A 25637-nucleotide genomic window follows, 5' to 3' on the forward strand; every position below is an offset into this window, starting at 1 on the left:
GCTAATTTTGGGTGGAATAAATCAAATGAAAATATTTAAATTTCTATTTGTAATTCCAGTAATAACTTTAATAATTATTTTTCAAACCTCTTTGCAAAATAGATATCTAATGGCTTCTGATATTAGAGATGGAGAAACCATTTTTAGAAATGTTTGTGCAGGCTGCCATGTTAGAGGTGGATCAGTCGTTCTCAAAGGATCTAAATCATTAAAACTTTCCGATCTTGAAAAAAGAGGAATAGCTGATGTAAATTCAATAACAAAAATTGCTAATGATGGGATTGGTTTTATGAAGGGTTATAAAAATAAATTGAAGGATGGAGAGGATAAGGTTCTTGCACAATGGATTATTCAAAATGCAGAAAAGGGTTGGGAGTAGATGAAAAGCTTATTTCTTGCATCGTTTTTATTTCTATTGGCTGAATTTTCTTTTGCTGAGGAATTAATTAATTACACAATTATATCTGATTCTCAAATAAATACTTTAGAAGGTGATTTGGAGGCTAAGGGAAATGTAGTTATTAAAAGTAATAGTGGTAATTTTGAGGCTTACTCTGACCAGCTTTCTTTTGACAAGGATGATAAATCTCTAAAACTTATTGGAAATGTATATGTAAAAAATTTAGAGTCTGAGGGAATTGCAATTGAAGAAACATCTGGAGATGAGCTGACCATATTTACTGATACGGGAATTTTTGAATTCAAATCTCAAAACAAAAACAGAGTAACAACAAAAATTAAATTCTAAATAAAGAGTTGATATTTAATTTCTAGTTGATCTCTTAATGCTGAGATATACATAATTATTATTTATATCAAAATAATTTGATTAATATATCTTGAAATTTTTAAATTAACTTTTGGCTGTAATTTATATTTAAGATTATTATTACTCATTAAAGGTGGGCATTTTCAAAAAAGTCCTTATTTTATCTTCTGCTATCTCATTAGTTCTCTCTCAAGAAGCGATTGCTTCAAAAAGATTGAGCGGAGCAGGTGCTACATTTCCCTCGAAAATTTATACCAGGTGGTTTTTTGACTTAGCCAAATCTGGTGGACCAAGGGTTAATTACCAAGCAGTTGGTTCGGGCTCTGGAAGAAAAGCTTTTATAGACCGAACTGTAAACTTTGGTGCATCAGATGATCCTATGAAAGATTCTGATATAGAGAAAGTAACTAGAGGACTTGTTCAAATACCTATGGTTGGTGGAACTATTGCTTTTGGTTATAACTATGATTGCGATTTGAAACTTACACAAGAGCAAGCAGTACGAGTCGCAATGGGTATGGTTAAAAACTGGAAAGAATTAGGTTGTAAATCAGGAAAGTTAACTTGGACACATCGTTCTGATGGTTCAGGAACTACTAAGGCTTTCACAAATTCTATGGAAGCATTTTCACCAACATGGACTTTAGGAACTGGTAAATCAGTTAAGTGGCCAGCAGGCGTTGGAGCAAAAGGTAATGCCGGTGTTGCAGGTGTAATTCAAAACACTCCAGGCGCAATTGGTTATGTAAATCAGTCATATATTAAAGGTAATGTTAAGGCTGCTGCGATTCAAAATCTTTCAGGTGAGTTTCTAAAACCATCTGCAGAGGCAGGAGCTAAGGCTCTTAATGGTATTACTTTAGATGAAAATCTTGCGGGTAAAAATCCTAATCCAACAGCGAAAGGCGCGTACCCTATCGCTTCATTGACATGGATACTTGCTTACGAAAAAGGTAATGGTAGAAACACTAAAGCAATAAAACAAGCATTTAATACATTATTAAGTGATGAGTATCAAGATAAGGCTTCATCCCTTGGATTTATTCCCTTAAAAGGGAATATCCTTTTGAAATCAAGAGCTGCCGTTGAAAAAATAGGTAGTTAAATTTTTTAATAGATGTCAAATTATCATGACTTTCATATACCTTTAACCCCTCTTAAAGTCTTTTACAACATTTAGTAGTAGATTTATAGAGATATTCTTTTTTTAATGGAAGAGAAATTAACTCTTTTCAAGAATCGTAAAAGATTCGGTATCGAAAAAAATATAGATATTATCTTCAAGAATACTGCTCTAGTCTTGTCTAGTTTTGTAGCAATAATACTTTTAGGAATTATTTTAGTAGTCTTTTTTCAGTCATTTGAATCCTTTTCAAGATATGGATTGAAGTTTTTAGTAACCTCTGAATGGAATCCAGTAAAAGATGAATACGGAGCTTTTACTGCAATTTATGGCACATTAGTGACCTCATTTCTTTCGTTATTAATAACTATCCCTTTGGGCGTTGGAACTGCAATATTTATTACCGAGGACTTTGTACCGAAAGTTTTTAGAGAAATAATAGGTTCTTTTGTTGAATTATTAGCAGCTATTCCATCAGTTGTATTGGGACTTTGGGCAATATTTGTAATGGAACCTTTTTTTAGAGCATTTTTTGTCTTTTTGCATAATTTCTTTGGTTGGATACCTTTATTTAGTACAGAACCTACAGGTAGGAATTCCTTGTTAGCAATATTGATTTTAGTAGTTATGCTTTTGCCAATAGTGACTGCTATAGCAAGAGATTCTCTTAATCAAGTTCCTAAAAAGTTAAGAAATGCAGCCTATGGAATTGGAGCAAGTAGATGGAAAACAATATTTTCAGTAATCTTGCCAGCAGCGTTATCAGGAATCATGGCAGGAGTTCTATTGGCTTTAGGTAGGGCAATGGGAGAAACAATGGCTGTCACAATGATTATTGGTAATTCCAATGCATTTAGTTGGTCTCTATTATCTCCTGGATATACCATTTCCTCCATGCTCGCAAACCAGTTTGGTGAAGCTGATGGAAGTCAGGTTTCATCACTTTTTTATGCGGCTTTTGTACTGATGATCCTTTCTTTAGTGGTCAATATCTTTGCTCAATGGCTAGTTAAGAAATTTAGTCTCAAATATTAGATAATTATGAATTCACTCTATTACCAGAAAAGATTATCAAGAAATATAGGAGATAAATTCTTTACTTCTTTATCAGTAATTTGTGCATTGATAGCAATACTTCCTTTGATTTTTCTAGTGACTTATATCCTTTACAAAGGTGGATCTCAAATTACACCAGAATTATTTACTTTAGAACCAAATCCTCCTGGAGATGATTTAGATGCAGGAGGTATTAATCCTGCATTAATAGGGACATTAATAATTACTACCATTGCTTCAATTATTGCGATACCAGTAGGTGTTGGCGGTGGTATATATCTAGCGGAATATTCTAAAGGCGGTTCTTTTTCAAGATTTATCAGATTTGGGGTAAATGTTTTAGCAGGAGTCCCCTCAATAATTGCCGGTGTTTTTATTTATGCCTTAATTGTTTCTACAAAGATCTTATTTGGAAGTATGTACAGTGGCTTGGCTGGAGGGATGGCGCTTTCAATATTGATGTTGCCTACTGTGATAAAAACAACTGATGAAGGCTTGAAGTTAGTGCCCAATGAGTTGAGATATGCTTCTCTCGGTGTTGGAGCAAGTATGTATACAACAATATTGAAAGTTACTTTACCCTCTGCGTTTAGATCTATCGCTACTGGGGTTGTACTTGGAATCGCAAGGGCGGCAGGCGAAACAGCACCTTTGATATTTACGGCTTTATTCTCTTACTACTACATAACAGGCTTTGAAGACTTGTTTTATGAGATGGGTTCCTTGGCTGTATTGATATATAACTTTGCCCTTGAACCTTATGATGCACAAAATAAACTAGCCTGGGCAGCTTCCTTTATTCTTGTTTTATCGATACTATCAGTAAATATATTTTCAAGGATATTGGCCGCTTTTACTGAGAAAACCAAGAGAGTATAAATGATTAAAACTAATAAAAAAACACCAAAGAATATCATTTTATCTCTTGAGAATGTCTCTATTAGCTATGGAACTTTTGAAGCTGTAAGAAATGTTTTTTGTAACTTTAAAAAAGGAAATATAACTTCTCTTATTGGCCCTTCTGGTTGTGGTAAATCAACTGTCCTTAGATCTTTAAACAGAATGAACGATTTAATTCCTAATTGTTCACTAAAGGGAACTGTGCTTTTTGATGGGACTAATATTTATGACAAAAGAGTAGATCCAGTTGAAGTAAGAAGAAGAATTGGTATGGTATTTCAACAGCCCAATCCGTTCCCAAAATCTATCTACGAAAATATTGCATTTGGGGCAAGAATCAATGGCTTTACGGGAGATATGGATGAATTAGTCGAAAGTTCACTAAGAAAGGCTGCTTTATGGGACGAATGTAAGGATAAATTAAATGATAGTGGTTACTCTTTATCTGGAGGACAACAACAAAGATTATGTATTGCTAGAACCATCGCAATTGAACCTGAAATAATTCTCATGGATGAGCCTTGTTCAGCGTTGGATCCAATCTCTACTTTGAAAATAGAGGAAACGATGCATGAACTTAAGAAGAATTACACAATAATAATCGTTACTCATAATATGCAACAGGCATTAAGAGTTAGTGATATGACTGCATTTTTTAATGCTATTGAATATGAAGATGGAGATGGAGGCAAAGTCGGATATTTAGCAGAATTTGATACGACAAAAAAAATTTTTAACTCTCCAAAAGAAAAAACCACTCAGGAATACATATCAGGTAAATTTGGTTAATGTTTAATTTTTACCTCTACAATAAAAAGCCTTGCATCGAACAAGGTTAAGGGGTAGACAAACAGTATAAATACCTATATAGTTATCTCGAACTAATATTTAAACGTTGAAAAACTTTCCTTATCTACCTTTCTTGATTTTTGCAGGAGCTATAATTACAACTGCTACTATAGGTTTACCTGTATTTACTTCATAATTTAAAAGTATTTCTATTTAAGGTAATATTATGATTTTTTTATTAAAAAAAATTAATTGGAAGTCCTCATAAATCATAAACAAATGGAAATTTATTTGACTTTATGAAAAAAAGAGAGAATATGAATTTGTGTGGGAGTGAAATCTGTATTAAAACCATTTTCTAAGGTGGTTTATTTCTAATTTATTTATTATGGATAAAACTAAAGAACAATTAGAAAAATTAAGAGAAGTAGCTGAAGCATCTTTAACAAAAACTGATGAACTTCAGAAAGTTCTTGCTCAAATCGAAGCTTTAATGTCTAGAGAAGAATCACAAACATTATCAAAGAAGAAATAATTATTAAAAAATTTTTTAGTTTATGTACTTTTAATTACAACTCTGCAATACCGTAGTCGTTATTAATTAAATATACAGAACCCGTTCCTAAGTATTCTGTTAGGTCTCGAGGTCTTACCTTCTTTAAGTAAAAGACCTCTTTAATTTGTTTATTTTAATTATATTTTTATAGTCAGCTTATTTAGTTGATTAATTTATGAATTTCTTTCTTACAAACATTTACATCGAAAGATTCAGTTCTTATAATTTCTATTCCTGTTTTTTCAGTAACTTTAACAGTTGCATTGCATTCATCTTGTTTAAGAGACAAATAACTAGGCTTATGATTGTTTAAATCTAATTCAATATTTGATTCAGAATCTTTTTTATATTTTTCCATCACCAAGGTAAGTGCCTCTATCTCAACGGAAAAATTTTCATTTGCTTTTGCCTCAAATGGAATAATGAGAAATGGAAATAAAATAAAGATTATTAATTTTTTCATTTCTATAAAATGGATTTATTTTTTTTATAACGTGAATCTTCTTCTAAAGAAAGTGGCATTAGCTGTATTTATTCTAAAATATCTATTTCAGTATTAAAAATAGATTTATTTTTGTAATTTAATTGATAGAAATGTTAAATGAGACTTTTAAGTATCAATTGGAATATTCTATTGAAAAACTTAATTCACTTTATTGTGATTTTTATTTAAGATCTGCGAATAAGTCTGTTTGCAAAATACTTTATCTTTACTTTTCCCTCAATTTTTCTTGCAATAGTTTTTTCTTTGACTTTATTTTTATTTAGATTAACTATTTCATCTGAAACATTTTTACCAGTTTCAAAATAACCTTTAATTTTTTCTAATTCTTCTTTATTTAATCTTTTTGTTGCACCTTTTGCATTGATTCCAAGTTTCTTGCAAGCTAATAATATTCTATTACTTTCTACGTTAATCTCTTTGGCAATATTAAAAATTGGAGTGTTGATAGACATTATTTTTTTACTGTGGAGTTTATTATTAATAGTATATTTGTAAATTATTAATTTATTGTATTTTTAACTAATATTAATTTCAAAATGTTTTGTTAGATTAAGCAACTTCATCTTCTAAATTGTTTAAATCATTAAATTTATTTTTCATAGTTGGGTTATTTCTAGTTAATTTTTTTACCGTTAAATCTTGAGATTTGCTGTCGGCTGATATGAGGTGTTTTTTTGAAATAATTAAAGCCTCCTTAGTTTTTTGTAAATGAGTTATTGATTTATCTATTTCTGAAATTGCATCATTAAATCTATCTTTGGCGAGTGATACATTTTTACCAACTGCACTCTTAAATTGCTCAAGAGTACTTTCAAAGTTAGTTATGTCGTAGTTCTCGCGTTTCATTAAATCAATTTGTGATTTGTATTTTATAGTTTCCATAGATGCATTTCTTAGTAGAGAAATAATTGGCAAAAAGAATTGTGGTCTTATGACATACATCTTTGGAAATCTATGAGAAACATCTACTATTCCTGCATTATATAATTCACTATCTGGTTCTAGAAGCGAGACAAGTACTGCATACTCACAAGATTTTTGTCTTCTGTCTTTATCTAATTCTTTTAAAAAATCTTCGTTCTTCCTTTTATTAAATCCATTTATACTTTCATTCTTCATCTCAAACATTATAGAAACGATTTCAATTTTGTTATTATCAAATTCTCTGAATATATAGTCACCTTTGCTTCCAGAAGTTGCATCATTATCCTTTTCAAAATATGAGTTTTTGAATGCAGTAGCACGATTTAGGTTGAATTGGGTTTCGCAATGGATTTCTAAAGTTTCGCCTACCATCTTTGTAGACAATCTAGATTTCATTTCTCTAAGCTCCTGAATAGTTAGGTCCCTTTCACTAATTTTGCTTTTAAACTTTTCTTCAATTAATTTTTCATTAATTGAGTGCTCAAGCCTCATCTTTTCAATAGAATTTGTTAACGATGAGTTTTCTTTTTCTAAATTAATAACAGCTTCATTGACTTTGTTTTTTAAAGATAATTCTGAAATTAATGACTGGTTTGTAATCTCATCCTTTAATTTGGTTAATTCATTATTCAGTGAATTAATTTTATTTGTTGCTTGATTCCTTAAATCATTTAGGGCATTTGTTTTCTTTTCTTCTGCGATATTTAATTGAGATTCAAGAGCTTGTATCTTAGTCTCTTTAATACGGTTTTGCTCTATTAACTGTATTTTTAATTCTCGCTTTAGAATTTCCAAAGCTTTTTTATTATCTTCTTCGGCTAATTCAAGTCTTTCTTTTATTTGTTTATTAAATTCTTCGTCTTTTATTTGTAGAAGTATTTCTTCAAAGCTGCTTGGATCAATTCGGAAAGTTTTGCCACATGATGGACATTTAATATCTTTCATTTTTAATTAAAAAATTAATATTAGAAAGGATTTAATATTCAACTAATTTAAATAGAATATTATTCTTGACTAAGAATAAACAATGATTCAATTTTATGCATTAAAAAATAAAAAAATTCTCAAAGTAAGTTATATTAATCCAGATTCTTTAAGAATATTAATTTTATTTGCTAATTCGATATCGGCTGAAGATATTGAGCGATCTAATGTTTTGTGAGAAGAGACTGTGTAGCCACTATCATCAACAAATTCATCTTCTGCATTTTTTAAATGTACATTCTCATTTTGGATGCCTTTGTAATTATCCGATTTATATGAATTTGAATTACTAATATTGCTATATCCAAAATTTGCAATTCCTCTAGCACCTAATGCTTCCTCAACTAATATTCCAACAACTTTAGATCTACTTATAGATTCACTTTTAGATATTTCATCAATAATTTCAAGCACCCTTTTTCTAGGAAGATATCCTATCCTTTTTACCTTATTTTCCATTGGATTTTATATATGTCATTATTGTAACACTTCTGTCAAATTTAATTAGATTTTAATTGAAAGTACTAATTTTAAAATTAAGTAATAAAAGAAAGTATAATTTTTATAGAAGTTTCATAGAAATTTTGTCTTAATTAGTGATTAGGATAGTTTTATAAGCATCCTTTAATTACTTTTTCTAATTATTTAATAATTTCTAAATCATTTAATTTAAATTCTTAAACCTTATGAAAGATAAACTTTATGACAATGCTGACAGCTTTGCAATGTCATTTGACGAGGAATGGAAAAATCTTGATTGCGAGGATTCACGATTAAAGATAGATAAAGTATTTGAACTTTTATCTGACCATCCTTTTTTAGTTTCTAATCCAGAAAACGCAAGAAAAATGGCTGAATTTAGAATATTTTCATTAAAGAAGTTTCAATAATAATTATTATTTTTTGAAATTACTAATTTAAGTTAACTTTTCAATACTTGGATTTAAATATTTGGTGAATTAAAAAATCCCTTGCTATACAAAAATAATGTTATGCCTATTATTGGACCTATTCCAAATATGAAGAGAACTAATTTTGCAGAATTTTTTGTTTGACCTAATTCATTATTTTTTTTATTTGACTTAGTTTTAATTTTTTTAGAATTTTTGTTTTTCATGATGATTATATTACTACATTGCAACTTTCAAGATTTTGATAAATTATTAAATCAATAATGTTTTTCAAATTTAACTAAATTTAATTAGGAATCTTAAAAAATACAATAATGTATAATGTAATTAATGAAAAGCAAATATGAGTGCAACTAAGAGAGAGGAAGTTAGTTCTCACCTTAGATATATTAGGTTAGAGCTTAGACATATGCATCAAATGCTTATCAAAGATGATTTGTTGCCAGATCTAAATGAAGCAAAGGAAGTACATGCACAACTAGATGCTTTATTGGATTTAATCTCAGATAAAAGAGTAAAAAAGATAAAAAGTCAATTTGATAATTTTTAAATCATTTGAATAAATTTATAAATAATTAGTTTCCGATTCTATTTTTTTTCGATTATCGTGCATCATTTCTAGTTTATTGTATATTTCTTTAATTTGAATTTGTAATAGATCAGTTGAATTAATATTGCTTAAGGAATCCATTGCTGAAAGAAGATTTTCCTTTGCCTCAATCAAATGTCTACATTCTTTACTGCCGGCTTCGTATGACATAAGTATTATAAAAAAAACAATTATCACAAATATATAGAAAACTCTTCAGTATTGCTTGATACGCTTATTAAATGAAAACTTATTATTGTTATTTGTAATACAGAGTAGATAATTATATTTACTAAAATTATTAAAAAAAACTAATGAATCAAAATTCCAATAATTATGAATTCTGTATTAATTTAGCCATAGATAATGCAAAAAAAAGAATTAGTTTATTAGATGATTCTGATAAAAATTGTGTTTTAGAGGAATATAAGGAATGGATTAAGGACGGTTTGAGTAACCATACAGTCTTACTACTTAGAGAAGATCCAATTATCTAAAATATTTTTAATTCTTTGCATTTGAAGTAACCTTATATAAGAAAAAAAGGCTTACAATAAATGTAAAAATTAATAAAATAGTTATAAATGAAAAGTTATACATAATTACATTTAAAGTTTTTTTTTAATAGTAACAGTTTTTATTATATTTCCCTTTGAATTTAGTTTTCTTTTAAAAGTGAAAAAATAAATTTCTTAAAGACTTCTTTATCTAAGTGAATTTCTTTAGAATTGTAATCTTTTAATTTCTTGAAAATTAAATCTACTAAATATTCTGATTTTGGATTCATAATATAAAGTTATTTTTCTAATAAATAAATCTTCTCTTCTCCTATTTTATCTGGTTTTGTTATTTTGCATCCCTTATCTTTTTCCATATCACAATTCTTTGTGGCAGGAATAGATTTCCAAGTACAAATTTTTTCTTGAGTATCTTCTTTTAAGATAATCCATCCATTATCTAAGTATTCTGAAATCCCATCATCTCCACAGGAAAACTTTATTTCCATCCTTTGCGTTTCTGAAATCTTATTAATATTATTATTAATATTTTCCTCAGAATTAATTATGGGGTAATCATTATTAATTGATTTTCTGCAGGAAGTTAAGAAAATTACAACTAAAAATATTCGTAAAAATTGTTTTATTCTTTTCATTTTTTTTTATTTTGATGAAGCAAGCAGTATAAATTATAGTTTATTTTGATTCTATTAATTTTAATAGATGATCAAGTTTATTCATCAATGTTTTTACTTCCTCTGGCTGCGGCAATATTAATTCTTCTGTAACTGCTAAATGCATTTTTTTTAAGTTTTGCCTTAAATCTTTTAAATGCATTTTAACGTGGTCTTTCTTTTCTCTTATATCAGTCATGGGATTAAAATTTAAATAAACTTTAAGTAAAAATTATTGTGATATGTAGGAGATACATTGGAAATGCTTAGAATTTTAATTTTTAAGATTTTCAATTTCGTAGATCTCTTCACCACCATAACAAAAATTTGTTGACAACATTTTCAACTCCCTCTTGTTAATTCGGATTATATTTTTATTTTTAATAATATAATTTTTAGCAATCGCTTCACAATCTAATTTATTTTTGGCATGTTTAATCACTGGATAAAAATATGCGAACATAGCTATTACAAAAAAGAATGTTATTAATGACTTTTTATCATTTTCTATTATTTCTTTAGATTTCTTTTTTGCTCTTAGTATTTTTATTAATAAGTTATCTGGTAATCCGATTTGAACAAATAAAAACTCTACCCACCATGGAAGGTTCTTATCTTTCTTTCTCTTAGAGTCTTCGGAAGTATTCATTTTCTTAGCTTCATGATTTTGTTTTTTAACCACTTTAGGATTACTTGTTCCTTTTTTATTCATATAATTGAATAATTTATTTGGAATATAGGAGTTTTATTGTGATTTGGAAACTATATTTTTATTTTATAAGTTTTAATTTAATTTATCTAAGAATTTGGGTATTGTAAATTTGTATTTAAAATAAAATTTATAGATGCCAAAAAAAAGAAGGAAGTTAAATAAAGATTTCGAGAAGAAAATATATTCATCAAGAAAAAATGTCGAATTAGTTTTGGCCAAAATATATGATATCGATGATGAAGATATACAAAAAGAATATATGAGTTCATTCAAAAGAGTTGTCCATTTGTATGATGAATTAAAAGAAGATTATGAACAAAAAGGATTTAATGATAATTCTGAAGAACTTCTGAAAAATTATAATAATGCTTTTAATCTTTTCGAATCAGAATTTGAAATTTAAATTGTAATTACCTTTTATAGGGTATTACTGGTATTTCAATTAGATTGCCTTTTTTTAAATTAGACCTTTTCTCTTTTAAATTTTTTATGCAAATTGACTCCCTTTTCTCTTTCTCACAGACTTTTCTTATTTTGTAATCAGTAAGTGAGAATGATTTGTCCCCCATCATTAGCAAAGCAAATATAAATAAAAAGAAATTTAATATTAATTTCATTAATTTTTTGAAAAATTTTTATTTAATTATATTTTATTAAATTAATTAATTATTATAAATATCTATTATTTGTTTTAATTCATTTTTACTTAAGTCTGTTGAAATAAAAACTTCTTGGGCTGTTTTACCCTTTCTTGCTATAGCTTTATATCCGTTTATAGTTTTCACTGATAGTCTTATTATCAATTTAGAAGATCTTCCTCTAACTCTTGATATCGCAGCAGGAGTTATTGTTTTGATGTCTATGTTAAGGGCTAACTTCTGCAGAATTGGAATTAGACCTTCAATATTTGTACTATGGTTTAATACTAGTCTTCCCAATTTCAATTTATGTTTATTATATTTACAAAATACTATTTCTGAGAAATTAACTTTAGCTCAGAAATGATTATAAATTTTGAAGTTCTGTTATATTTATGTAAGTGATTCAAATCTAATGATTTTTCAGATTGGGTGGGCTGCCTTAGCCGCAATTTTTACTTTTTCAATTGCAATGGTTGTTTGGGGAAGAAATGGCGACGGCTCTATTGACATATGATTTTATTCTTAACTTATGAAGTCAATTTAAGTCAATTTCTTATCTTTACTTCATTCGTTTTACTTATATTCATAACATTCGCTGTGATTTACATATCTTATGTCTCTTGGAAAGATAAAAAAAGATCAAAAAAATAAATACTATTGTTTTTGTTCTTTTTTCTTATCCTTTATTCTTAGTTCTTCAATTAATTCTTTTGCTTGTTCCATTTTTGATAAAGTGCTTTTGTAAATTCCAATATCTTTTTCAGCTTTATTAATAGATAGGCCTAACTTTTCAACTATATCAGAGATTATCTGATTCATTTCTAATTCACTTTTCCCTTTTAGATCTTGGGAATTTGAAATTAATATATACACTCCTAAGTTCAATATCCTTGACGGATAAAGTTTAGAATTGCTTTTTTCTTTTAATAAGTTCAATAAATCTTTAGATGATTTATCCTTGAAATCTTCTTGAGAATTTTGAGAGATTTCTTTAATTTCTTTGGCTTCAAAATTGGTAGAGCTACATAAAGATTTAAAAAGAAGATTTAAATGTTTATCAGGTTTGTATCCTTTCATTAATTCTTTGAATGTTTCGGTTAGACCAACGCAAAAGAGATAATCCTGTGTAAATTCATTTTGATGATTTAAAAGATTTAGTTCTACAAGCATTTCATCAACTATTCTTTTATATAAACCTGGAATAGCGTAAGGGAATTGTTCATAAAATAACTTTTTGCTATCTGAAACAGTCAATTTTTCTTTCAATTTTTCTTTCAATTTTTTATATGTAAACCTTAATAAGGTTAGCGCATGTTGACTCAATATCGTTAATATCTAATAAGCAGATGAAAATTATTATGATCCCTTTAGTTTTGGAAGAATCTGGCGGAAGCGAAAGAGTCTTTGACATATATTCGAGATTGTTAAGAGAGAGAATAATCTTTTTAGGAGAACAAGTTACTAGTGACACTGCTAATCGAATTGTTGCTCAGTTATTATTCCTTGAAGCAGAAGACCCCGATAAAGATATCTATATGTATATAAATTCACCAGGCGGATCAGTCTATGATGGGTTAGGTATATTTGACACAATGCAACATGTTAAGCCCGATATTCATACAGTTTGTGTAGGCTTAGCAGCTAGTATGGGCGCTTTTTTGTTGTCGGCAGGTACTAAAGGTAAAAGAAGCAGTCTTAGGCATTCAAGAATAATGATACATCAACCACTTGGAGGGGCTAGAGGCCAAGCTAGTGACATAAGAATCCAAGCAAATGAGATTTTGTATTTAAAAAATCGTCTTAATACTGAATTATCAGAGAGAACTGGTAAGGATTATGAAACTATTAAAGAAGATACTGATAGAGATTTTTATATGTCTCCGAAAGAAGCCGTTGAATATGGGTTAATAGATTTAGTCTTAGATAAAAAACCTATTGGAAATTAATTTAATAATTGAGGTGTTCTTTCTTTTTCAGGAATGGAAGTGTATTTAGATAAAATATTAACAAAATCTTCACCATCCAAGGTTTCTTTTTCTATCAATAAATCAACTATTTTATCCATTGCTTCTCTATTTTTACTGACGATAGAGTAAGTTTCTTTATAACATTCCTTGACCATTACTCTTACACTTTCATCAATTTGTTTTGAGATAGAATCTGAAATTTCGCTTCTAGTCATCAAATCTCTACCTACAAAAACTTCCTGATTACCTCCTTCGAGAGCTATTGGACCTAAATCACTCATCCCAAATCTTGTAACCATTTGGCGGGCCATAGAAGCAACTTGTTGAAAATCACCACCGGCACCTGTCGTAATTTCTCCTTTCCCAAAAACAACATCTTCGGCAGCTCTTCCTCCTAATGCGCCCATTATTCTAGCCTTTAGTTGAGCTCTGCTCACTAGGGTTTGCTCATCATCAGGAGTGAACCAGGTTAATCCCTTAGCTTGACCTCTTGGAATAACAGTTACTTTTTGAACAGGATCATGAGCCTTTACTAATGTACCGATAAGAGCATGACCCACTTCATGGTAAGCAATTAATCTTTTACTTCTCCCATCTGTTAAAGGAGAACCTTCCATCCCAGCTACAATCCTATCTACAGAGTCATCAATTTCTGAGATACTAATAGAATCTTTTCTTCTCCTGGCAGTTAGGATAGCTGCCTCATTAAGTAAATTTGCTAAATCTGCTCCGGTAAAACCTGGAGTTCTTCTTGCAATACTTTCAAGTGTTAATTCCTCTTGTAGTTTCTTATTCCTCGAATGAACTTCTAGAATTGATAGTCTACCTTTGATATCAGGGGCGTCTACAGTTACTTGCCTATCGAATCTACCTGGTCTCATAAGCGCTGAATCTAATACATCAGGCCTGTTTGTGGCTGCAATTATGATTATGCCACTATTACCTTCGAATCCATCCATTTCAGTGAGAAGTTGGTTAAGAGTTTGTTCTCTTTCATCATTACCGCCTCCAATACCAGCTCCTCTTTGCCTTCCAACAGCATCTATCTCATCGATGAAAATTAAACATGGACTATTTTCTTTCGCTCTTTTAAAGAGGTCTCTTACTCTACTTGCACCGACACCAACAAACATCTCAACAAATTCAGAACCTGATAATGAAAAGAATGGGACCCCTGCTTCCCCTGCAATAGCTTTAGCTAAAAGGGTTTTACCTGTTCCAGGAGGTCCGACCAATAAAACCCCTTTAGGAATTCTTGCTCCTACAGAAGTGAATTTTTCTGGTTTTTTTAGAAAAGTGACAACCTCTTGTAAGTCTTGTTTGGCTTCATTAACACCTGCTACATCATCGAAAACAACTCCTGTCTCGGCTTCCATGGCAAATCTTGCCTTTGTCTTTCCAAATTGCATTGCTTGCCCGGGACCTCCAGGCATGCCATTTGATCTCCTAGCTAATAAAATTAAACCTCCTATCAAAATAGCTGGAAAAAGTAAATTACCCAAAATTCCTAAAGCAGGAGGTGCTGTTTTGACAGGATGCACATCAAAACTAATTCCTTCATTCTTTAGATTATTTATGAGTTCTGGAGTTAAGCCTGGAAGATCTACCCTCAATCTTTGAACTTTATTATCTAAATCTGAGTCTATTGTCTCTATAACTGCATTTCTACCACCCTCAAAAATGTCTACTGATGTAACTCTTCCTGACTTAATGTAATCTAAGAATCTTCCATAACTAACTCTTGCTACCGCAGAATTTCTTGGAGCAACTGTTGTCCCATTTGATTTAAGTGAATCAATATTACTAGATGATAAAAATTGGTAGGAAAGTGCAATTACTAAAAGTATAGGTAAAGCCCATAAAATTAATGTTTTAAATTTCTGATTCATTAATTTATTTGAAAATATTTCATAGATTCTAGAATGAATAAGCACATTTCGTTGATATTTTCTCTAACTTTATGCTTATATTAGTTTGGGTATATTTGATCTTTTAATGAAATTTGAAATTAAAGATAAAGTTAAGTTGATTATGCCAGTTACCTATTTAAAGACTTCAGATAATATGCCAATGCTGCGACCACCTGATTTAGTAGCAATTGATGAAATTGGAGAAATACTTTCAATAAAATCTCCAGATACTGTTGAAGTAAAGTTTAGAAGAGGCTCATTTATAATTGATATTGATAAAATTGAGAAATTCTAAACTAAAAGTTTTTGCTCCACCTAGTTTTAATTTCTAAACATATTTTTTTATTTCCAGAAATACTCAAAAATGGTTTTGAAAAATATTTATTAGTCAATTTGAGAATATCTAATGAAGATATTGCATCTATTTTTGAATCTAAATCAGTTTCTGAAATAGGTTCTACACCATAGCTTATCAATTGAATCTTTCTCTGTAAAATTTCATCTAAGGATTGATTCCCTAAAAGAAAAGAACCTTTTAATTTTTCTTTAGCTAAGAATATTTCAGCATCAATTAAAGGCGTAAAAAGTAACTCTTTCCAGAGGGCAGATAAAAGTTCAAAGGCAAAAAGGGCATTTGTATTTGAAACCGATAAATAGACTAAAAATGGAGATTTCTCACTCCTAATAGGATTAAAAACCCCAAGATCATAGGTAATTCCATTCTTTTCCCTAAATATTTTAAATAAAGCAGCACTCATTCCATAAGATAAATATGACTCCAATAACTTAAGTGGAAAGTATTCACTACTTCTACGAGAACATGTTTGATTCCCGATCATTATTATTGTTTGATTTGAATCATTATTAATGTAATTAAATCTATACATCGGATCTAAAATATTAATTTGAGAGCTTGATTTTTCTTTTGAAATTTTTTGATCTACTGTTGCTAAATTTTCTCCATTTATTTCCAAATTGTTTGAAATTATATACTTTTCTCTTATCTTAAAATTTTTATACTCACTTAAAACATCGTTATAGGTAATATTTGAGATATCCTTTTCATTGCCAATTGGATTGAAAGCATAAGGATGGCCTAAATAAACAATTTTTCTCCATTTTTCAAAACAAATATTAAATGGATTCTCTTTATCTTTTTTTATCAAATCCATAGAGGATTTTTTTACTTTTTGAAATTCAATTTCCGAGAGAATCGGCTTGTTAATTATTAAATCCAATAAAGGAAGTAACTTACTAAAATGTTCATTTAGGGATTTCATACTTAACGAAATACCATCTTCAAATACTTCTTGATTTAATTCTGCTCCGTAGGATTCGATATATTCAGAAAGGGAAAAATTATCAAATCCTTCACAACCTCGGGTAAGTAATGAACAAAGAATCTTGTTGATTCCTCTTTTTCCAACACAATCCTTATTACTTCCCCCTTTAATCCAAATTGAGGCAGTAGAAAAATTTCTTTTTTTATAATTTAAGAAATATCTTTTTATCATTTACTAGGTGAGGCAATTAGAGTGAATTTATCTCCTTTGATGAATTGAGTGATTTCTTTGAAATTATCTAAATCACTCCAATACTTTAAATGTCTTTCTAAATTATTAATTGAAGATTTCCTCCCCCAAAGAAGTTCATTTCCAAAGAATGAAGAAAGCTGTGTAGATGTTTCTAAATTAAAAACATAGTTGCTTTTTACAATATTAATAGCTTTTGCTATTTCATCTAAAGTTGAAATTTTTTTATCTGAGATTTCATCTATTGTTTTAATAATTTGATTCTCTACTAAATCAATATCTTTCTTTTCACAACTCGCTTCAATAATAAATAATCCTCCTAATTCACCAGCATTGACATCTACATAAACTGATTCAACTAGATTTTTATCCTCTTTTAAAACTTTTACTAACCGGCTGTTTCTTCCTACAGAGAGTATTGATGCTAATATTTCTAATCCAATAATATTTTTTTGATCAGTGAGGTTTGGGATAAACCAGGCCATAAATATTCTTGAAAACTCTAAATTATCAAACTCAATTGTTTCTCTACCTATTCTAATTCGTAAGTTAGGTTTATTATTTTTTATATTTACAACATTTGAATTATTAAAAATTGGTTTTTTATTTATCCCAGATAGATCACTTTTCTCAAAAATTTTATAAATATTTCCTGTGATATTGCCTGCAATTGAAATACATATATTTTCTATATTGTAATGTTTACTATGGAAACTCTCAAGATCATTTATCTCCAAATTTTTAATACTTTGCTCTGTTCCTAATATCGAATTAGAATAATTAGAACTTAGCCAAACCCTTTTTAAAAAATAATTAAATAAATTTTCCTCAGGTTGATCATTTTGTTGTTTTATTTCATCAATGACTACCCCTTTTTCTTTGGCAAATTCATCAGCATTAAAATTCGGAGAAACAACTATATTTGTCAAAAGAGCAAGTGATTCTCTAAAGTTAATTGGGGGAACGAGGACATGGTAATGTACATCATCATAACCAGTTGAAGCATTGCTTAATCCGCCAAGTGATTCGATTTTATGATCAAATTCACCGGGCATTATTTTATTAGAGCCTTTAAATATCATATGTTCTAAAAAATGAGCAGTGCCATTTTTACCAACTGCCTCAAATGAAGAACCTGCTTTGCACCAAATATCAATGCTTATAAGCGGTAATTCTTTATTATCCACAAATACACATCTAGTTTTGCTTGAATGAGTATAGTAGTTAACTTCTCCTACATTCATTTAAATTCTCTCTTTAAACTCTATTTTGCTCCTTTTTAACCTTGTTGTCTGAATCTATAACTAAAACTAAATTAACAGACCCTCTTATTTTGGACTTGTTACAAAATATTAGAGAGCATAGATCCATGCTTGAAAACCTTGAGAGTTTAAAAATTGATCCAAATCTTAAAAATATAATATCCAACGAAATAGGTAGAGAACTCTATATAGAAAACGAATTTCATAAGGCGAATGGATTTAGAAAGCTACATATCGAAGTTGCAGAATTTTCAAAGAATCTTAAAATCTTACACTGTGTTTTTTTTCCTGATCCAAAGTTTGATATCCCAATTTTTGGAATGGATTTAGTCAAAATAAATGATATTGTTTCGGCCGCCATTGTTGATTTATCCCCGGTATCTCAAAATCAAGGGATAAAATACGAAAATCTTCTTTCTGAAGTTGATAAAAGTTCTTTCACCTCTTTGAGGGAGATTCCTAACTGGGGGGAGATCTTTTCTAAAAATGTATTTTTTGCTTCTTTAAAAAACGAATCTGAAAAAATCGCTTTTCGCAGAGTTGTTGATCAATACCTCTCTACTTTGATCAAATTAAGCAATGAAGCTAAACCCGAATTTAAGGAGGAAATTATTCAAGAGAGAACAGATTATCAAAAGAATTATTGTGTGCAACAAATGAAAAATGAAAAAACAAGCATGGTCCTATTAAAATATTTTGATGAAAAATGGGTTGATAACTATATAAAAACCGTATTATTTGATTTTTAATGCATTTAAAAACACTTAAAAAGTCATTTGTTTTTTTGTTGTTATTTGGACCATTAACTCTTGGAATTATTTCCTGTTCTGGTAATAACAAATCAAGTTCCCGATTAAAAGTGGAAATAAATGACGATTTCATTCCTCCCATTATAGCTGTCGCAGCATTGGGTCAACTTTCTCCTTCTGGAGAAATAAGGCAATTAGCAGCTCCCATAAGTCAGTTTGGTTCATCTCCTAGAATTACTGAACTTTTAGTAAATGAAGGCAACTTTGTAAAAAAGGGTGAGGTCCTTGCGATTTTCGAAAATAGAGAAAAGTTAATAGCAGATCTGGAGAGAATTAATAATCTAATACGAACTATTAACGATGAAATTGCCCTAAAGAAAGATCAAATTGAAAGGTATGAGTTAGCTATGAATAAAGATGCATATTCTTTTGTACAGTTTTCGCAGAGGAAAGACGAATTATTAAAGTTGCAAAAACAAAAAATAAATCTTAATGGAGATCAAAAAAATATCAAGATAGATCTGTTTAATTCAAAACTAAGGAGCCCAATTGATGGATTTATACTAGGGATAAATACTAGAGTTGGTGAGAGGCCCAAAAATGAAGGGATATTGGATATTGGTTCTAGTCAAAAGATGGAAGCTCTAATAGAGGTTTATGAATCTGATATAGATAGAGTCTTTATCTCTCAGAATGTTGAATTGAGCAGTGAGAATGGAGGTTTCCAAAAAAATCTAAAAGGTAAGGTAATTAGGATAAGTCCTCAGGTAAAACAGAGGAAAGTTTTATCGACTGATCCAACAGGGGATGCCGATTCGCGAATTATCGAGGTGCTCGTAAAACTAGATCAAGATTCTATAGATACTGTACAAAATTATGCAGGAATGAAAGTGATTGCAAAATTTATTCCCTAATGAGTTTTTCTTTTTTAAAATTCAGAAAAATACCATTAGCTTGGTTGTTATTAACTAGGCAACCACTAAGGTTGGCAGTCGCTATTGCAGGAATCAGTTTTGCCGGGATTTTGATGTTTATGCAATTAGGTTTCAGAGATGGTTTATTTGATACGAGCGTAACTATCCATAAGCTTTTAGATGCTGACTTGGTTTTGATAAGTCCAAGATCAAAAAGTTCTATAAGTATGAGTGGATTTCCAAAAAGAAGACTGATTCAAACTCTTGCTCTAGAAGAAGTAGAAGATACTGCGCCTGTTAATTTAAATTATCTACTTTGGAGAAATCCTGAAAATCTCAAAACTAGATCTATACTTGCTTTAGGTTTTAATCCCTCTGATTCCCTACTGTTAGATGATGGATTTTCAAACAAAGCTTATAAATTAAGAAATCCATCAAGAGTACTTTTTGACAAACTCTCTAGACCTGAATTTGGCCCAATTGAAGAATGGTTTTTGTCAGATCAAAAAGTTGAAACAGAGGTTGCTGGTAAAAGAGTAATTGTCGAAGGACTTGTTGAGTTGGGACCATCTTTCGGCGCAGACGGGAATTTGATAACGAGCCGAGAAACCTTCTTAAGACTTTTTCCTTCAAATCCTCCTGGAAGTATAGAAATTGGTTTAGTAAAGCTTAAAAAAGGTTCTGATCCTGAATTGACTTCAAAAATTTTAAACAACTCACTCCCTACTGATGTTCGAGTTCTAACAAAAAATCAATTTATAGAATTTGAAAAGAATTATTGGAAAAATAGTACTGCAATAGGTTTTATATTTAGTTTGGGAGCTTTGATGGGTTTTGTTGTAGGTTGTGTGGTTGTTTATCAAATTCTTTATAGTGACGTTACAGATCACCTACCAGAGTATGCGACTTTACTAGCGATGGGGTACAGATTAAAGTCTCTTTTCTTTGTAGTAGCAAGAGAAGGATTTTTGTTGGCTTTGTTTGGTTATTTACCTGCTTATTTCTCTGGTCAAATACTTTACTCAGTTATAAGAAGTTCTACTAAACTCCCAATAATAATGGATGCAGATAAGACGATTTTAATTTTCGTATTAGTTTTAGTAATGTGTATGGGGTCCGCCTCTATTGCTATGCGTAAATTAGTTGATGCCGATCCTGCAGAAATTTTCTAAAAATAAAATTTAAATGGCTAAAGATAACAATTCAAAAAAAAATATTAAAAACTTAAAAACAGTTTCAATTAATAATTTGAGTCACTTTTATGGAAAAAATGAAAATAAAAAAAAAGTTCTTAATGATGTTAATTTAAATATTGATAAAGGAGAATTGGTTCTTTTAAAAGGACCTTCTGGATGCGGTAAAACCACTCTTTTAACCTTAATTGGTGCTTTGAGAACCTGCCAAAGTGGCGATTTAACTGTATTAAATAATCAGTTAAATGGAGCATCAAGAAAAACGCGTCAGATTCTTAGAAGAAGCATTGGCATGATTTTTCAAGGTCATAATCTTCTGAGATGTTTGACAGCAGAACAAAATGTTCAAATGGGCGCCGATTTAATAAAAGGTTTAACATATTTGCAAAGACGCGAAATAGCACGCAATTGGTTGTCAGCAGTAGGGTTAGAAGAACATCATAAAAAGTTGCCCAATGACTTGTCTGGCGGGCAGAAACAGAGAGTAGCAATCGCCCGAGCTTTATCTGCTAACCCAAAACTGTTACTAGCTGATGAGCCCACTTCTGCTTTAGATAGCGTTACAGGTAGAGAAATAGTAACCCTTTTAAGGAAACTAGCAAAAGAGCAAAATTGTTCTGTACTTATGGTGACTCACGATCCAAGAATTTCTGATATGGCAGATAGGATATTAAATATGGAAGATGGTAAAATATATAGTGCTCATAGTGAGCTAATATAATTAAAAGTTAAAAATTTCATGTCTAAGAGAAGGAATCTAAAAAAAGAAAAGCAGGAACGAAATCGAGCATATGCTAGAAAGTTCAAAAAAAGGACACTTAGAAATAATGGTAGACCTGATGGTGGAAACGTTACGGGTACAGCAAATAACGGAGGGGCTGCTGATTAGGAAATATCTTTTATTTTCATCTTTTCGGGTTCCTTTTCTAATGCATATTTAAAGCGTGATCATGAATGTAAGTATTGTTATACCGACTTACAACAGAAAACCTATATTAGAGAAATGTCTTATTGCGCTAGAGAATCAGAAATTAAATACAAATATTATTAATTATGAAATTATAGTTGTTGATGATGGTTCAACTGATGGTACAAGCTCGTGGATAAAAAACAATAAAGCTAATCTTCCACACGTGGTTCTATTTCAACAACAACATGGAGGACCTGCACTGGGAAGAAATCTTGGGGTAATTAAATCAAAATATGAAATTATTATATTTATTGATAGTGATCTTATCGTTTTAGATAATTTTATAACTTGCCATGTAGAAAAATTACTTGTCTCTTGGAGAAAAAATGATAAAAAATGTTTTACCTATGGCTCAGTGGTCAATACATCTAATTTTCTAAATCCTCAGAGTGAAAAACATAAAATAATGGATACTTCTTTTGCGTACTTCGCAACTGGGAATGTTGCGATATCAAAAGAATTAATTTTAAGCGTCGGCTTATTTGATACTTCTTTTAGTCTTTACGGTTGGGAGGATTTAGAACTAGGAGAAAGATTAAAAAAAATAGGTACAAAATTAATTAAATGTCCAGATGCAGTTGGTTATCATTGGCATCCACCATTTAGTTGCGAACAAATAGAATCATTAATAGCTCAAGAAAAAGAAAGGGCAAAGATGGCTTTAGTCTTTTATAAGAAACATCCAAATTTAAGGGTTAGATTTATGATTCAATTAACTCCTCTTCATAATTTACTTTGGCAGTTTCTTTGCCTTGGAGGATTAATCAGTGTTGATAGAATTCTGCCATTATTAAGACTTTTAGTTACTTTAAGGAGAAATAGACTCGCACTGGAGATACTTAGGATACCTCTTAATTTGATTTACATTAAACAGTTAACTAAATCAAGTTAAAAACTTTTAGAAATACTCATGACTTGCTACAATTAACTAAATTAAACCCACACATCTGACAGTTTCGGGTGATTTATTAATATTAATTTCCCGTCAGATGGAGGCTAACCCGAAACCCTTTTAAATTATGGCTGTTGTATCACTATCTGAAATGATGGAAGCTGGTGCTCATTTTGGGCATCAAACTAGACGTTGGAATCCTAAAATGTCCAAATATATATATTGTGCGAGAAATGGAGTACACATAATTGATCTTGTAAAAACGGCATTATGTATGAACGATGCATATAAATGGACGAGAAATGCAGCAAAAAGCGGCAAACGTTTCCTATTTGTCGGGACAAAAAAACAAGCATCAGAAGTAGTTGCTCAGGAAGCTACTCGATGCGGCGCTGCATATGTAAATCAAAGATGGCTTGGAGGTATGTTGACAAATTGGACAACCATGAAAGCTAGAATTGAAAGATTGAAGGATTTAGAAAGAATGGAAAGTAGTGGTTCAATTGCAATGAGGCCTAAAAAAGAAGCGGCAGTACTAAGGAGAGAACTTGAAAGATTACAAAAGTATTTGGGCGGACTTAAGGGCATGAGAAGATTACCAGACGTAGTCGTCATGGTTGATCAGCGAAGAGAATCTAACGCAGTTCTAGAAGCTAGGAAATTAGATATCTCATTGGTATCAATGTTGGATACTAATTGTGATCCTGATTTGTGTGAAGTTCCAATTCCATGTAACGATGATGCCGTAAGATCTGTTCAACTTATTTTAGGCAGACTTGCAGATGCAATAAATGAAGGAAGGAAGGGTTCTAATGCCGAAAGAAAAAATTAAATTCTAATTTAAAACTTACTAATTACTATTTTTTATTACTTCAATGGGAAACATTACAGCAAAACTTGTTAAAGATCTTAGAGATAAGACTGGTGCAGGAATGATGGATTGCAAAAAAGCACTTAACGAAACTGACGGAAATGTCGATAAAGCTCTGGAATGGTTAAGAAAGAAAGGTATAGCCAGTGCTGAAAAGAAATCGGGAAGAGTTGCAGCTGAAGGCTCTATTGGAAGTTATATTCACACAGGATCAAGAGTAGGAGTTCTATTAGAGTTGAATTGTGAAACTGATTTTGTTGCTAGAGGTGACATATTTCAATCTCTTTTGAAGGATGTCTCAATGCAGGTAGCCGCTTGTCCAAATGTTGAGTATGTCTCAATTGATGAAATACCTAGAGATGTAGTGGAAAAAGAAAAGCAGATTGAAATGGGTAGAGATGATTTATCAGGAAAACCAGAACAAATTAAAGAAAAAATAGTCGAAGGAAGAATAGCAAAAAGACTAAATGAGCTGGTTTTGCTTTCTCAACCTTATATTAAAGATAGTGCTCTTACTGTTGAGGATTTGGTTAAACAAGCAGCAGCAAAAATTGGAGAAAATATTAAAGTAAGGCGCTTTACAAGATATACATTGGGAGAAGGTATCGAAAAGAATCAGATGGACTTCGCTGAAGAAGTTGCATCAATGAAATCAAACTAATAATTTGAATAATTTCAATAATTGCATAGAAATAGATAAAATAAATTCTCAATTAGAGAGAGCAGAAATACAAAAAAATAGAATAATTCGTAATATCCACATTGAATATGAACATTACCTTAATCTTGTAAGAGATCTTTTATACATTTCTGTAGAAAAAGGGGTTAATGAAATATGTAGTGATCCATCAATTAAAAATGTATTTTTAAATGCAAATGAACTTTGTGGTTTCTTTGAAAAAACAATAAATAAACTCATTTATTCGATATTGCCTTTTATAACGGTAGAACAATTAAAAATAAATAAAATTGAAGAAAAGATAAATAAGGAAATTAATTCTAATAGTTTAGGAAGATCCCTAAAAACAAAGGATCACCAGAAAGAAAAATTTGAATTTGAAGATGGATTTCTATTCGAAGAACCTATGGAGTTTCAGATTAGTGAAGATATTTCTAATACCTCTGAATATTATCAAGACAAAAATCATGAGAAATTCGTATCGCTTGACTTAGATAAAAATGACCATATAAACTCTTTATCAAATAATCATATTATTGAAAATATAGGTTTAGAAAAACAATTTATTTCATCTCTACTTGAATTAATAGAGGAATTTAAGGTTGAAAAAACAAGAAATCTTGAAAACCACAATATTAATCAAACGGATATGTCTTCCAAACATGAGAGTCTTAAAAACTTTAATTTAATTGACAAGTCATTGGAAAATTTACTATTAAATCTTTCATATAAGATCAACCTTGAATTATTTAATGTCAATCTAATAAAAAAGATGATATCTCAAGATTCCTTTGATTACTTGGTAAGCAAAAGATTGATGATAAAACATCCACACCCTTTTATTATAAATTTCGATTTCAATATGAATCAGTTATCGTCATTTGGCGATAATCTTTCAAGTATTATTTTCTTTAATATATCTACTGTTGAGTTAGAATTTAAAAATTTAAATCTTTCTATTCAAAGAAATAAAATAAATGAGCTAAAAAATCAATTTCAGCGTTTGATTAAGAAAGAGAAATACTGGAGGCAAAAAGAAATAACTTTGAATAAGATACGATGAAAAAA

At 30.1% G+C, this 25637-nt stretch carries 37 protein-coding genes; 23 read left to right on the forward strand and 14 right to left on the reverse strand.

Features of this window, described 5'->3' with window-relative positions:
• Positions 1–25 precede the first annotated feature (25 nt).
• The 7 genes from HA146_RS03705 (at position 26) to HA146_RS03735 (ending at position 5172) form a co-directional block, all read left to right on the forward strand.
• Positions 26–379, forward strand: a complete 354-nt coding sequence (locus tag HA146_RS03705) for a c-type cytochrome (RefSeq protein ID WP_209108211.1) — start codon at positions 26–28, stop codon at positions 377–379.
• Positions 380–748 (forward strand): hypothetical protein, encoded by a 369-nt coding sequence (locus HA146_RS03710; protein WP_209108212.1) that lies wholly within the window; start codon positions 380–382, stop codon positions 746–748. It begins immediately after the preceding gene.
• A 154-nt stretch (positions 749–902) separates the two neighbouring features.
• Complete coding sequence (gene pstS, locus HA146_RS03715) at positions 903–1874, forward strand: phosphate ABC transporter substrate-binding protein PstS (protein ID WP_209108213.1); 972 nt, start codon at positions 903–905, stop codon at positions 1872–1874.
• A gap of 105 nt (positions 1875–1979) precedes the next feature.
• Positions 1980–2927 carry a phosphate ABC transporter permease subunit PstC gene (pstC, locus tag HA146_RS03720; RefSeq protein WP_209108214.1) on the forward strand — a complete coding sequence of 316 codons (948 nt, stop codon included), beginning with the start codon at positions 1980–1982 and terminating at the stop codon, positions 2925–2927.
• A gap of 6 nt (positions 2928–2933) precedes the next feature.
• Positions 2934–3827, forward strand: coding sequence for a phosphate ABC transporter permease PstA (gene pstA / locus HA146_RS03725; protein ID WP_209108215.1), 894 nt, complete (start codon positions 2934–2936; stop codon positions 3825–3827).
• Positions 3828–4637 (forward strand): phosphate ABC transporter ATP-binding protein PstB, encoded by an 810-nt coding sequence (pstB, locus tag HA146_RS03730; protein WP_209108216.1) that lies wholly within the window; start codon positions 3828–3830, stop codon positions 4635–4637.
• Positions 4638–5025: 388 nt separating this feature from the next.
• Positions 5026–5172 carry a hypothetical protein gene (locus HA146_RS03735; RefSeq protein WP_002808068.1) on the forward strand — a complete coding sequence of 49 codons (147 nt, stop codon included), beginning with the start codon at positions 5026–5028 and terminating at the stop codon, positions 5170–5172.
• A 181-nt stretch (positions 5173–5353) separates the two neighbouring features.
• Here the strand turns inward: HA146_RS03735 and HA146_RS03740 are convergent, their stop codons facing one another.
• The 4 genes from HA146_RS03740 to HA146_RS03755 all read right to left on the reverse strand — a co-directional run bounded on the left by HA146_RS03740 (position 5354) and on the right by HA146_RS03755 (position 8065).
• On the reverse strand, positions 5354–5656 hold the full coding sequence (locus tag HA146_RS03740) for a hypothetical protein (protein ID WP_209108217.1): 303 nt from the start codon (positions 5654–5656) through the stop codon (positions 5354–5356).
• Between the two features lie 206 nt (positions 5657–5862).
• Positions 5863–6150 (reverse strand): translation initiation factor IF-2 N-terminal domain-containing protein, encoded by a 288-nt coding sequence (locus tag HA146_RS03745; RefSeq protein WP_209108218.1) that lies wholly within the window; start codon positions 6148–6150, stop codon positions 5863–5865.
• A gap of 97 nt (positions 6151–6247) precedes the next feature.
• On the reverse strand, positions 6248–7567 hold the full coding sequence (locus tag HA146_RS03750) for a DUF2130 domain-containing protein (protein WP_209108219.1): 1320 nt from the start codon (positions 7565–7567) through the stop codon (positions 6248–6250).
• 129 nt (positions 7568–7696) lie between these two features.
• Positions 7697–8065, reverse strand: coding sequence for a CopG family transcriptional regulator (locus HA146_RS03755; protein WP_209108220.1), 369 nt, complete (start codon positions 8063–8065; stop codon positions 7697–7699).
• Positions 8066–8292: 227 nt separating this feature from the next.
• Here HA146_RS03755 and HA146_RS03760 point away from each other — a divergent pair, with 227 nt between their 5' ends.
• Positions 8293–8496, forward strand: coding sequence for a hypothetical protein (locus tag HA146_RS03760; RefSeq protein WP_209108221.1), 204 nt, complete (start codon positions 8293–8295; stop codon positions 8494–8496).
• Positions 8497–8549: 53 nt separating this feature from the next.
• On the opposite strand, the gene HA146_RS03765 is transcribed toward HA146_RS03760, so the two are convergent.
• On the reverse strand, positions 8550–8723 hold the full coding sequence (locus tag HA146_RS03765; protein ID WP_209108222.1) for a hypothetical protein: 174 nt from the start codon (positions 8721–8723) through the stop codon (positions 8550–8552).
• 137 nt (positions 8724–8860) lie between these two features.
• Between HA146_RS03765 and HA146_RS03770 the strand changes: the two genes are divergently transcribed.
• The gene (locus HA146_RS03770) at positions 8861–9067 is read left to right on the forward strand and encodes a hypothetical protein (protein WP_209108223.1); all 207 of its coding nucleotides are present in this window, start codon (positions 8861–8863) and stop codon (positions 9065–9067) included.
• Between the two features lie 15 nt (positions 9068–9082).
• On the opposite strand, the gene HA146_RS03775 is transcribed toward HA146_RS03770, so the two are convergent.
• The gene (locus tag HA146_RS03775) at positions 9083–9277 is read right to left on the reverse strand and encodes a hypothetical protein (RefSeq protein WP_209108224.1); all 195 of its coding nucleotides are present in this window, start codon (positions 9275–9277) and stop codon (positions 9083–9085) included.
• Positions 9278–9420: 143 nt separating this feature from the next.
• On the opposite strand from HA146_RS03775, the gene HA146_RS03780 reads away from it, so the two are divergent.
• The gene (locus tag HA146_RS03780) at positions 9421–9603 is read left to right on the forward strand and encodes a hypothetical protein (RefSeq protein ID WP_209108225.1); all 183 of its coding nucleotides are present in this window, start codon (positions 9421–9423) and stop codon (positions 9601–9603) included.
• A gap of 299 nt (positions 9604–9902) precedes the next feature.
• On the opposite strand, the gene HA146_RS03785 is transcribed toward HA146_RS03780, so the two are convergent.
• The 3 genes from HA146_RS03785 to HA146_RS03795 all read right to left on the reverse strand — a co-directional run bounded on the left by HA146_RS03785 (position 9903) and on the right by HA146_RS03795 (position 10989).
• Positions 9903–10259: an alpha-2-macroglobulin gene (locus tag HA146_RS03785; RefSeq protein WP_209108226.1), complete on the reverse strand. Its 357-nt coding sequence runs from the start codon at positions 10257–10259 to the stop codon at positions 9903–9905.
• 40 nt (positions 10260–10299) lie between these two features.
• Positions 10300–10476, reverse strand: coding sequence for a hypothetical protein (locus HA146_RS03790; RefSeq protein WP_209108227.1), 177 nt, complete (start codon positions 10474–10476; stop codon positions 10300–10302).
• Between the two features lie 75 nt (positions 10477–10551).
• Entirely contained in the window at positions 10552–10989 is a 438-nt protein-coding gene (locus HA146_RS03795; protein ID WP_209108228.1) for a hypothetical protein, read from the reverse strand.
• Positions 10990–11122: 133 nt separating this feature from the next.
• Between HA146_RS03795 and HA146_RS03800 the strand changes: the two genes are divergently transcribed.
• Positions 11123–11392 (forward strand): hypothetical protein, encoded by a 270-nt coding sequence (locus HA146_RS03800; protein ID WP_209108229.1) that lies wholly within the window; start codon positions 11123–11125, stop codon positions 11390–11392.
• 259 nt (positions 11393–11651) lie between these two features.
• On the opposite strand, the gene HA146_RS03805 is transcribed toward HA146_RS03800, so the two are convergent.
• The gene (locus HA146_RS03805) at positions 11652–11927 is read right to left on the reverse strand and encodes a DUF2103 domain-containing protein (protein WP_209108230.1); all 276 of its coding nucleotides are present in this window, start codon (positions 11925–11927) and stop codon (positions 11652–11654) included.
• A 115-nt stretch (positions 11928–12042) separates the two neighbouring features.
• Here HA146_RS03805 and petN point away from each other — a divergent pair, with 115 nt between their 5' ends.
• Positions 12043–12144 carry a cytochrome b6-f complex subunit PetN gene (gene petN / locus HA146_RS03810; protein WP_011376303.1) on the forward strand — a complete coding sequence of 34 codons (102 nt, stop codon included), beginning with the start codon at positions 12043–12045 and terminating at the stop codon, positions 12142–12144.
• A 140-nt stretch (positions 12145–12284) separates the two neighbouring features.
• Here petN and psb29 read toward each other — a convergent pair whose 3' ends face one another.
• On the reverse strand, positions 12285–12953 hold the full coding sequence (gene psb29, locus HA146_RS03815; protein ID WP_209108231.1) for a photosystem II biogenesis protein Psp29: 669 nt from the start codon (positions 12951–12953) through the stop codon (positions 12285–12287).
• A gap of 23 nt (positions 12954–12976) precedes the next feature.
• On the opposite strand from psb29, the gene clpP reads away from it, so the two are divergent.
• A complete protein-coding gene (gene clpP, locus HA146_RS03820) occupies positions 12977–13576 on the forward strand; it encodes an ATP-dependent Clp endopeptidase proteolytic subunit ClpP (RefSeq protein ID WP_257469897.1) in 600 nt (199 codons plus the stop codon).
• Here clpP and ftsH read toward each other — a convergent pair.
• Complete coding sequence (gene ftsH, locus HA146_RS03825; RefSeq protein WP_209108232.1) at positions 13573–15486, reverse strand: ATP-dependent zinc metalloprotease FtsH; 1914 nt, start codon at positions 15484–15486, stop codon at positions 13573–13575. The genes clpP and ftsH overlap by 4 nt on opposite strands.
• A 106-nt stretch (positions 15487–15592) precedes the next feature.
• On the opposite strand from ftsH, the gene HA146_RS03830 reads away from it, so the two are divergent.
• Positions 15593–15802 (forward strand): NAD(P)H dehydrogenase assembly family protein, encoded by a 210-nt coding sequence (locus tag HA146_RS03830; protein ID WP_209108233.1) that lies wholly within the window; start codon positions 15593–15595, stop codon positions 15800–15802.
• 1 nt (position 15803) lies between these two features.
• Here the strand turns inward: HA146_RS03830 and HA146_RS03835 are convergent, their stop codons facing one another.
• Both HA146_RS03835 and HA146_RS03840 read right to left on the reverse strand, forming a co-directional pair.
• Positions 15804–17021: a M16 family metallopeptidase gene (locus tag HA146_RS03835; RefSeq protein ID WP_209108234.1), complete on the reverse strand. Its 1218-nt coding sequence runs from the start codon at positions 17019–17021 to the stop codon at positions 15804–15806.
• Positions 17018–18283, reverse strand: coding sequence for a M16 family metallopeptidase (locus HA146_RS03840; RefSeq protein WP_209108235.1), 1266 nt, complete (start codon positions 18281–18283; stop codon positions 17018–17020). The genes HA146_RS03835 and HA146_RS03840 overlap by 4 nt, the downstream gene beginning before the upstream one ends.
• 41 nt (positions 18284–18324) lie before the next feature.
• Between HA146_RS03840 and HA146_RS03845 the strand changes: the two genes are divergently transcribed.
• From HA146_RS03845 to HA146_RS03885, 9 genes are all read left to right on the forward strand, one after another.
• Positions 18325–19050 carry a phycocyanobilin:ferredoxin oxidoreductase gene (locus HA146_RS03845; protein ID WP_209108236.1) on the forward strand — a complete coding sequence of 242 codons (726 nt, stop codon included), beginning with the start codon at positions 18325–18327 and terminating at the stop codon, positions 19048–19050.
• A complete protein-coding gene (locus tag HA146_RS03850; protein ID WP_209108237.1) occupies positions 19050–19964 on the forward strand; it encodes an HlyD family efflux transporter periplasmic adaptor subunit in 915 nt (304 codons plus the stop codon). The genes HA146_RS03845 and HA146_RS03850 overlap by 1 nt, the downstream gene beginning before the upstream one ends.
• Positions 19964–21136, forward strand: coding sequence for an ABC transporter permease DevC (gene devC / locus HA146_RS03855; protein WP_209108238.1), 1173 nt, complete (start codon positions 19964–19966; stop codon positions 21134–21136). Before HA146_RS03850 ends, devC begins: the two co-directional genes overlap by 1 nt.
• A gap of 13 nt (positions 21137–21149) precedes the next feature.
• Positions 21150–21878 carry a DevA family ABC transporter ATP-binding protein gene (locus HA146_RS03860; RefSeq protein WP_209108239.1) on the forward strand — a complete coding sequence of 243 codons (729 nt, stop codon included), beginning with the start codon at positions 21150–21152 and terminating at the stop codon, positions 21876–21878.
• An 18-nt stretch (positions 21879–21896) separates the two neighbouring features.
• Positions 21897–22046 carry a hypothetical protein gene (locus tag HA146_RS03865; RefSeq protein ID WP_209108240.1) on the forward strand — a complete coding sequence of 50 codons (150 nt, stop codon included), beginning with the start codon at positions 21897–21899 and terminating at the stop codon, positions 22044–22046.
• 61 nt (positions 22047–22107) lie between these two features.
• A complete protein-coding gene (locus HA146_RS03870; protein ID WP_209108241.1) occupies positions 22108–23019 on the forward strand; it encodes a glycosyltransferase family 2 protein in 912 nt (303 codons plus the stop codon).
• 127 nt (positions 23020–23146) lie between these two features.
• Positions 23147–23851 (forward strand): 30S ribosomal protein S2, encoded by a 705-nt coding sequence (gene rpsB, locus HA146_RS03875; RefSeq protein WP_209108242.1) that lies wholly within the window; start codon positions 23147–23149, stop codon positions 23849–23851.
• Between the two features lie 43 nt (positions 23852–23894).
• On the forward strand, positions 23895–24551 hold the full coding sequence (gene tsf / locus HA146_RS03880; protein WP_209108243.1) for a translation elongation factor Ts: 657 nt from the start codon (positions 23895–23897) through the stop codon (positions 24549–24551).
• 4 nt (positions 24552–24555) lie between these two features.
• Positions 24556–25632, forward strand: a complete 1077-nt coding sequence (locus HA146_RS03885; protein WP_209108244.1) for an adenylate cyclase — start codon at positions 24556–24558, stop codon at positions 25630–25632.
• Positions 25633–25637 lie beyond the last annotated feature (5 nt).

The sequence above is a fragment of the Prochlorococcus marinus CUG1416 genome (assembly GCF_017695965.1).
GTDB lineage: Bacteria > Cyanobacteriota > Cyanobacteriia > PCC-6307 > Cyanobiaceae > Prochlorococcus_A.

Coding starts and splice junctions, on each gene's coding strand:
- HA146_RS03705 (WP_209108211.1), top strand. CDS start 26: ATGAAAATATTTAAATTTCTATTTGTAATTCCAGTAATAACTTTAATA.
- HA146_RS03710 (WP_209108212.1), top strand. CDS start 380: ATGAAAAGCTTATTTCTTGCATCGTTTTTATTTCTATTGGCTGAATTT.
- pstC (WP_209108214.1), top strand. CDS start 1,980: ATGGAAGAGAAATTAACTCTTTTCAAGAATCGTAAAAGATTCGGTATC.
- pstA (WP_209108215.1), top strand. CDS start 2,934: ATGAATTCACTCTATTACCAGAAAAGATTATCAAGAAATATAGGAGAT.
- pstB (WP_209108216.1), top strand. CDS start 3,828: ATGATTAAAACTAATAAAAAAACACCAAAGAATATCATTTTATCTCTT.
- HA146_RS03735 (WP_002808068.1), top strand. CDS start 5,026: ATGGATAAAACTAAAGAACAATTAGAAAAATTAAGAGAAGTAGCTGAA.
- HA146_RS03740 (WP_209108217.1), bottom strand. CDS start 5,656: ATGAAAAAATTAATAATCTTTATTTTATTTCCATTTCTCATTATTCCA.
- HA146_RS03745 (WP_209108218.1), bottom strand. CDS start 6,150: ATGTCTATCAACACTCCAATTTTTAATATTGCCAAAGAGATTAACGTA.
- HA146_RS03750 (WP_209108219.1), bottom strand. CDS start 7,567: ATGAAAGATATTAAATGTCCATCATGTGGCAAAACTTTCCGAATTGAT.
- HA146_RS03755 (WP_209108220.1), bottom strand. CDS start 8,065: ATGGAAAATAAGGTAAAAAGGATAGGATATCTTCCTAGAAAAAGGGTG.
- HA146_RS03760 (WP_209108221.1), top strand. CDS start 8,293: ATGAAAGATAAACTTTATGACAATGCTGACAGCTTTGCAATGTCATTT.
- HA146_RS03765 (WP_209108222.1), bottom strand. CDS start 8,723: ATGAAAAACAAAAATTCTAAAAAAATTAAAACTAAGTCAAATAAAAAA.
- HA146_RS03770 (WP_209108223.1), top strand. CDS start 8,861: ATGAGTGCAACTAAGAGAGAGGAAGTTAGTTCTCACCTTAGATATATT.
- HA146_RS03775 (WP_209108224.1), bottom strand. CDS start 9,277: ATGTCATACGAAGCCGGCAGTAAAGAATGTAGACATTTGATTGAGGCA.
- HA146_RS03780 (WP_209108225.1), top strand. CDS start 9,421: ATGAATCAAAATTCCAATAATTATGAATTCTGTATTAATTTAGCCATA.
- HA146_RS03785 (WP_209108226.1), bottom strand. CDS start 10,259: ATGAAAAGAATAAAACAATTTTTACGAATATTTTTAGTTGTAATTTTC.
- HA146_RS03790 (WP_209108227.1), bottom strand. CDS start 10,476: ATGACTGATATAAGAGAAAAGAAAGACCACGTTAAAATGCATTTAAAA.
- HA146_RS03795 (WP_209108228.1), bottom strand. CDS start 10,989: ATGAATAAAAAAGGAACAAGTAATCCTAAAGTGGTTAAAAAACAAAAT.
- HA146_RS03800 (WP_209108229.1), top strand. CDS start 11,123: ATGCCAAAAAAAAGAAGGAAGTTAAATAAAGATTTCGAGAAGAAAATA.
- petN (WP_011376303.1), top strand. CDS start 12,043: ATGATTTTTCAGATTGGGTGGGCTGCCTTAGCCGCAATTTTTACTTTT.
- clpP (WP_257469897.1), top strand. CDS start 12,977: ATGAAAATTATTATGATCCCTTTAGTTTTGGAAGAATCTGGCGGAAGC.
- ftsH (WP_209108232.1), bottom strand. CDS start 15,486: ATGAATCAGAAATTTAAAACATTAATTTTATGGGCTTTACCTATACTT.
- HA146_RS03830 (WP_209108233.1), top strand. CDS start 15,593: ATGAAATTTGAAATTAAAGATAAAGTTAAGTTGATTATGCCAGTTACC.
- HA146_RS03835 (WP_209108234.1), bottom strand. CDS start 17,021: ATGATAAAAAGATATTTCTTAAATTATAAAAAAAGAAATTTTTCTACT.
- HA146_RS03840 (WP_209108235.1), bottom strand. CDS start 18,283: ATGAATGTAGGAGAAGTTAACTACTATACTCATTCAAGCAAAACTAGA.
- HA146_RS03850 (WP_209108237.1), top strand. CDS start 19,050: ATGCATTTAAAAACACTTAAAAAGTCATTTGTTTTTTTGTTGTTATTT.
- devC (WP_209108238.1), top strand. CDS start 19,964: ATGAGTTTTTCTTTTTTAAAATTCAGAAAAATACCATTAGCTTGGTTG.
- HA146_RS03860 (WP_209108239.1), top strand. CDS start 21,150: ATGGCTAAAGATAACAATTCAAAAAAAAATATTAAAAACTTAAAAACA.
- HA146_RS03865 (WP_209108240.1), top strand. CDS start 21,897: ATGTCTAAGAGAAGGAATCTAAAAAAAGAAAAGCAGGAACGAAATCGA.
- HA146_RS03870 (WP_209108241.1), top strand. CDS start 22,108: ATGAATGTAAGTATTGTTATACCGACTTACAACAGAAAACCTATATTA.
- rpsB (WP_209108242.1), top strand. CDS start 23,147: ATGGCTGTTGTATCACTATCTGAAATGATGGAAGCTGGTGCTCATTTT.
- tsf (WP_209108243.1), top strand. CDS start 23,895: ATGGGAAACATTACAGCAAAACTTGTTAAAGATCTTAGAGATAAGACT.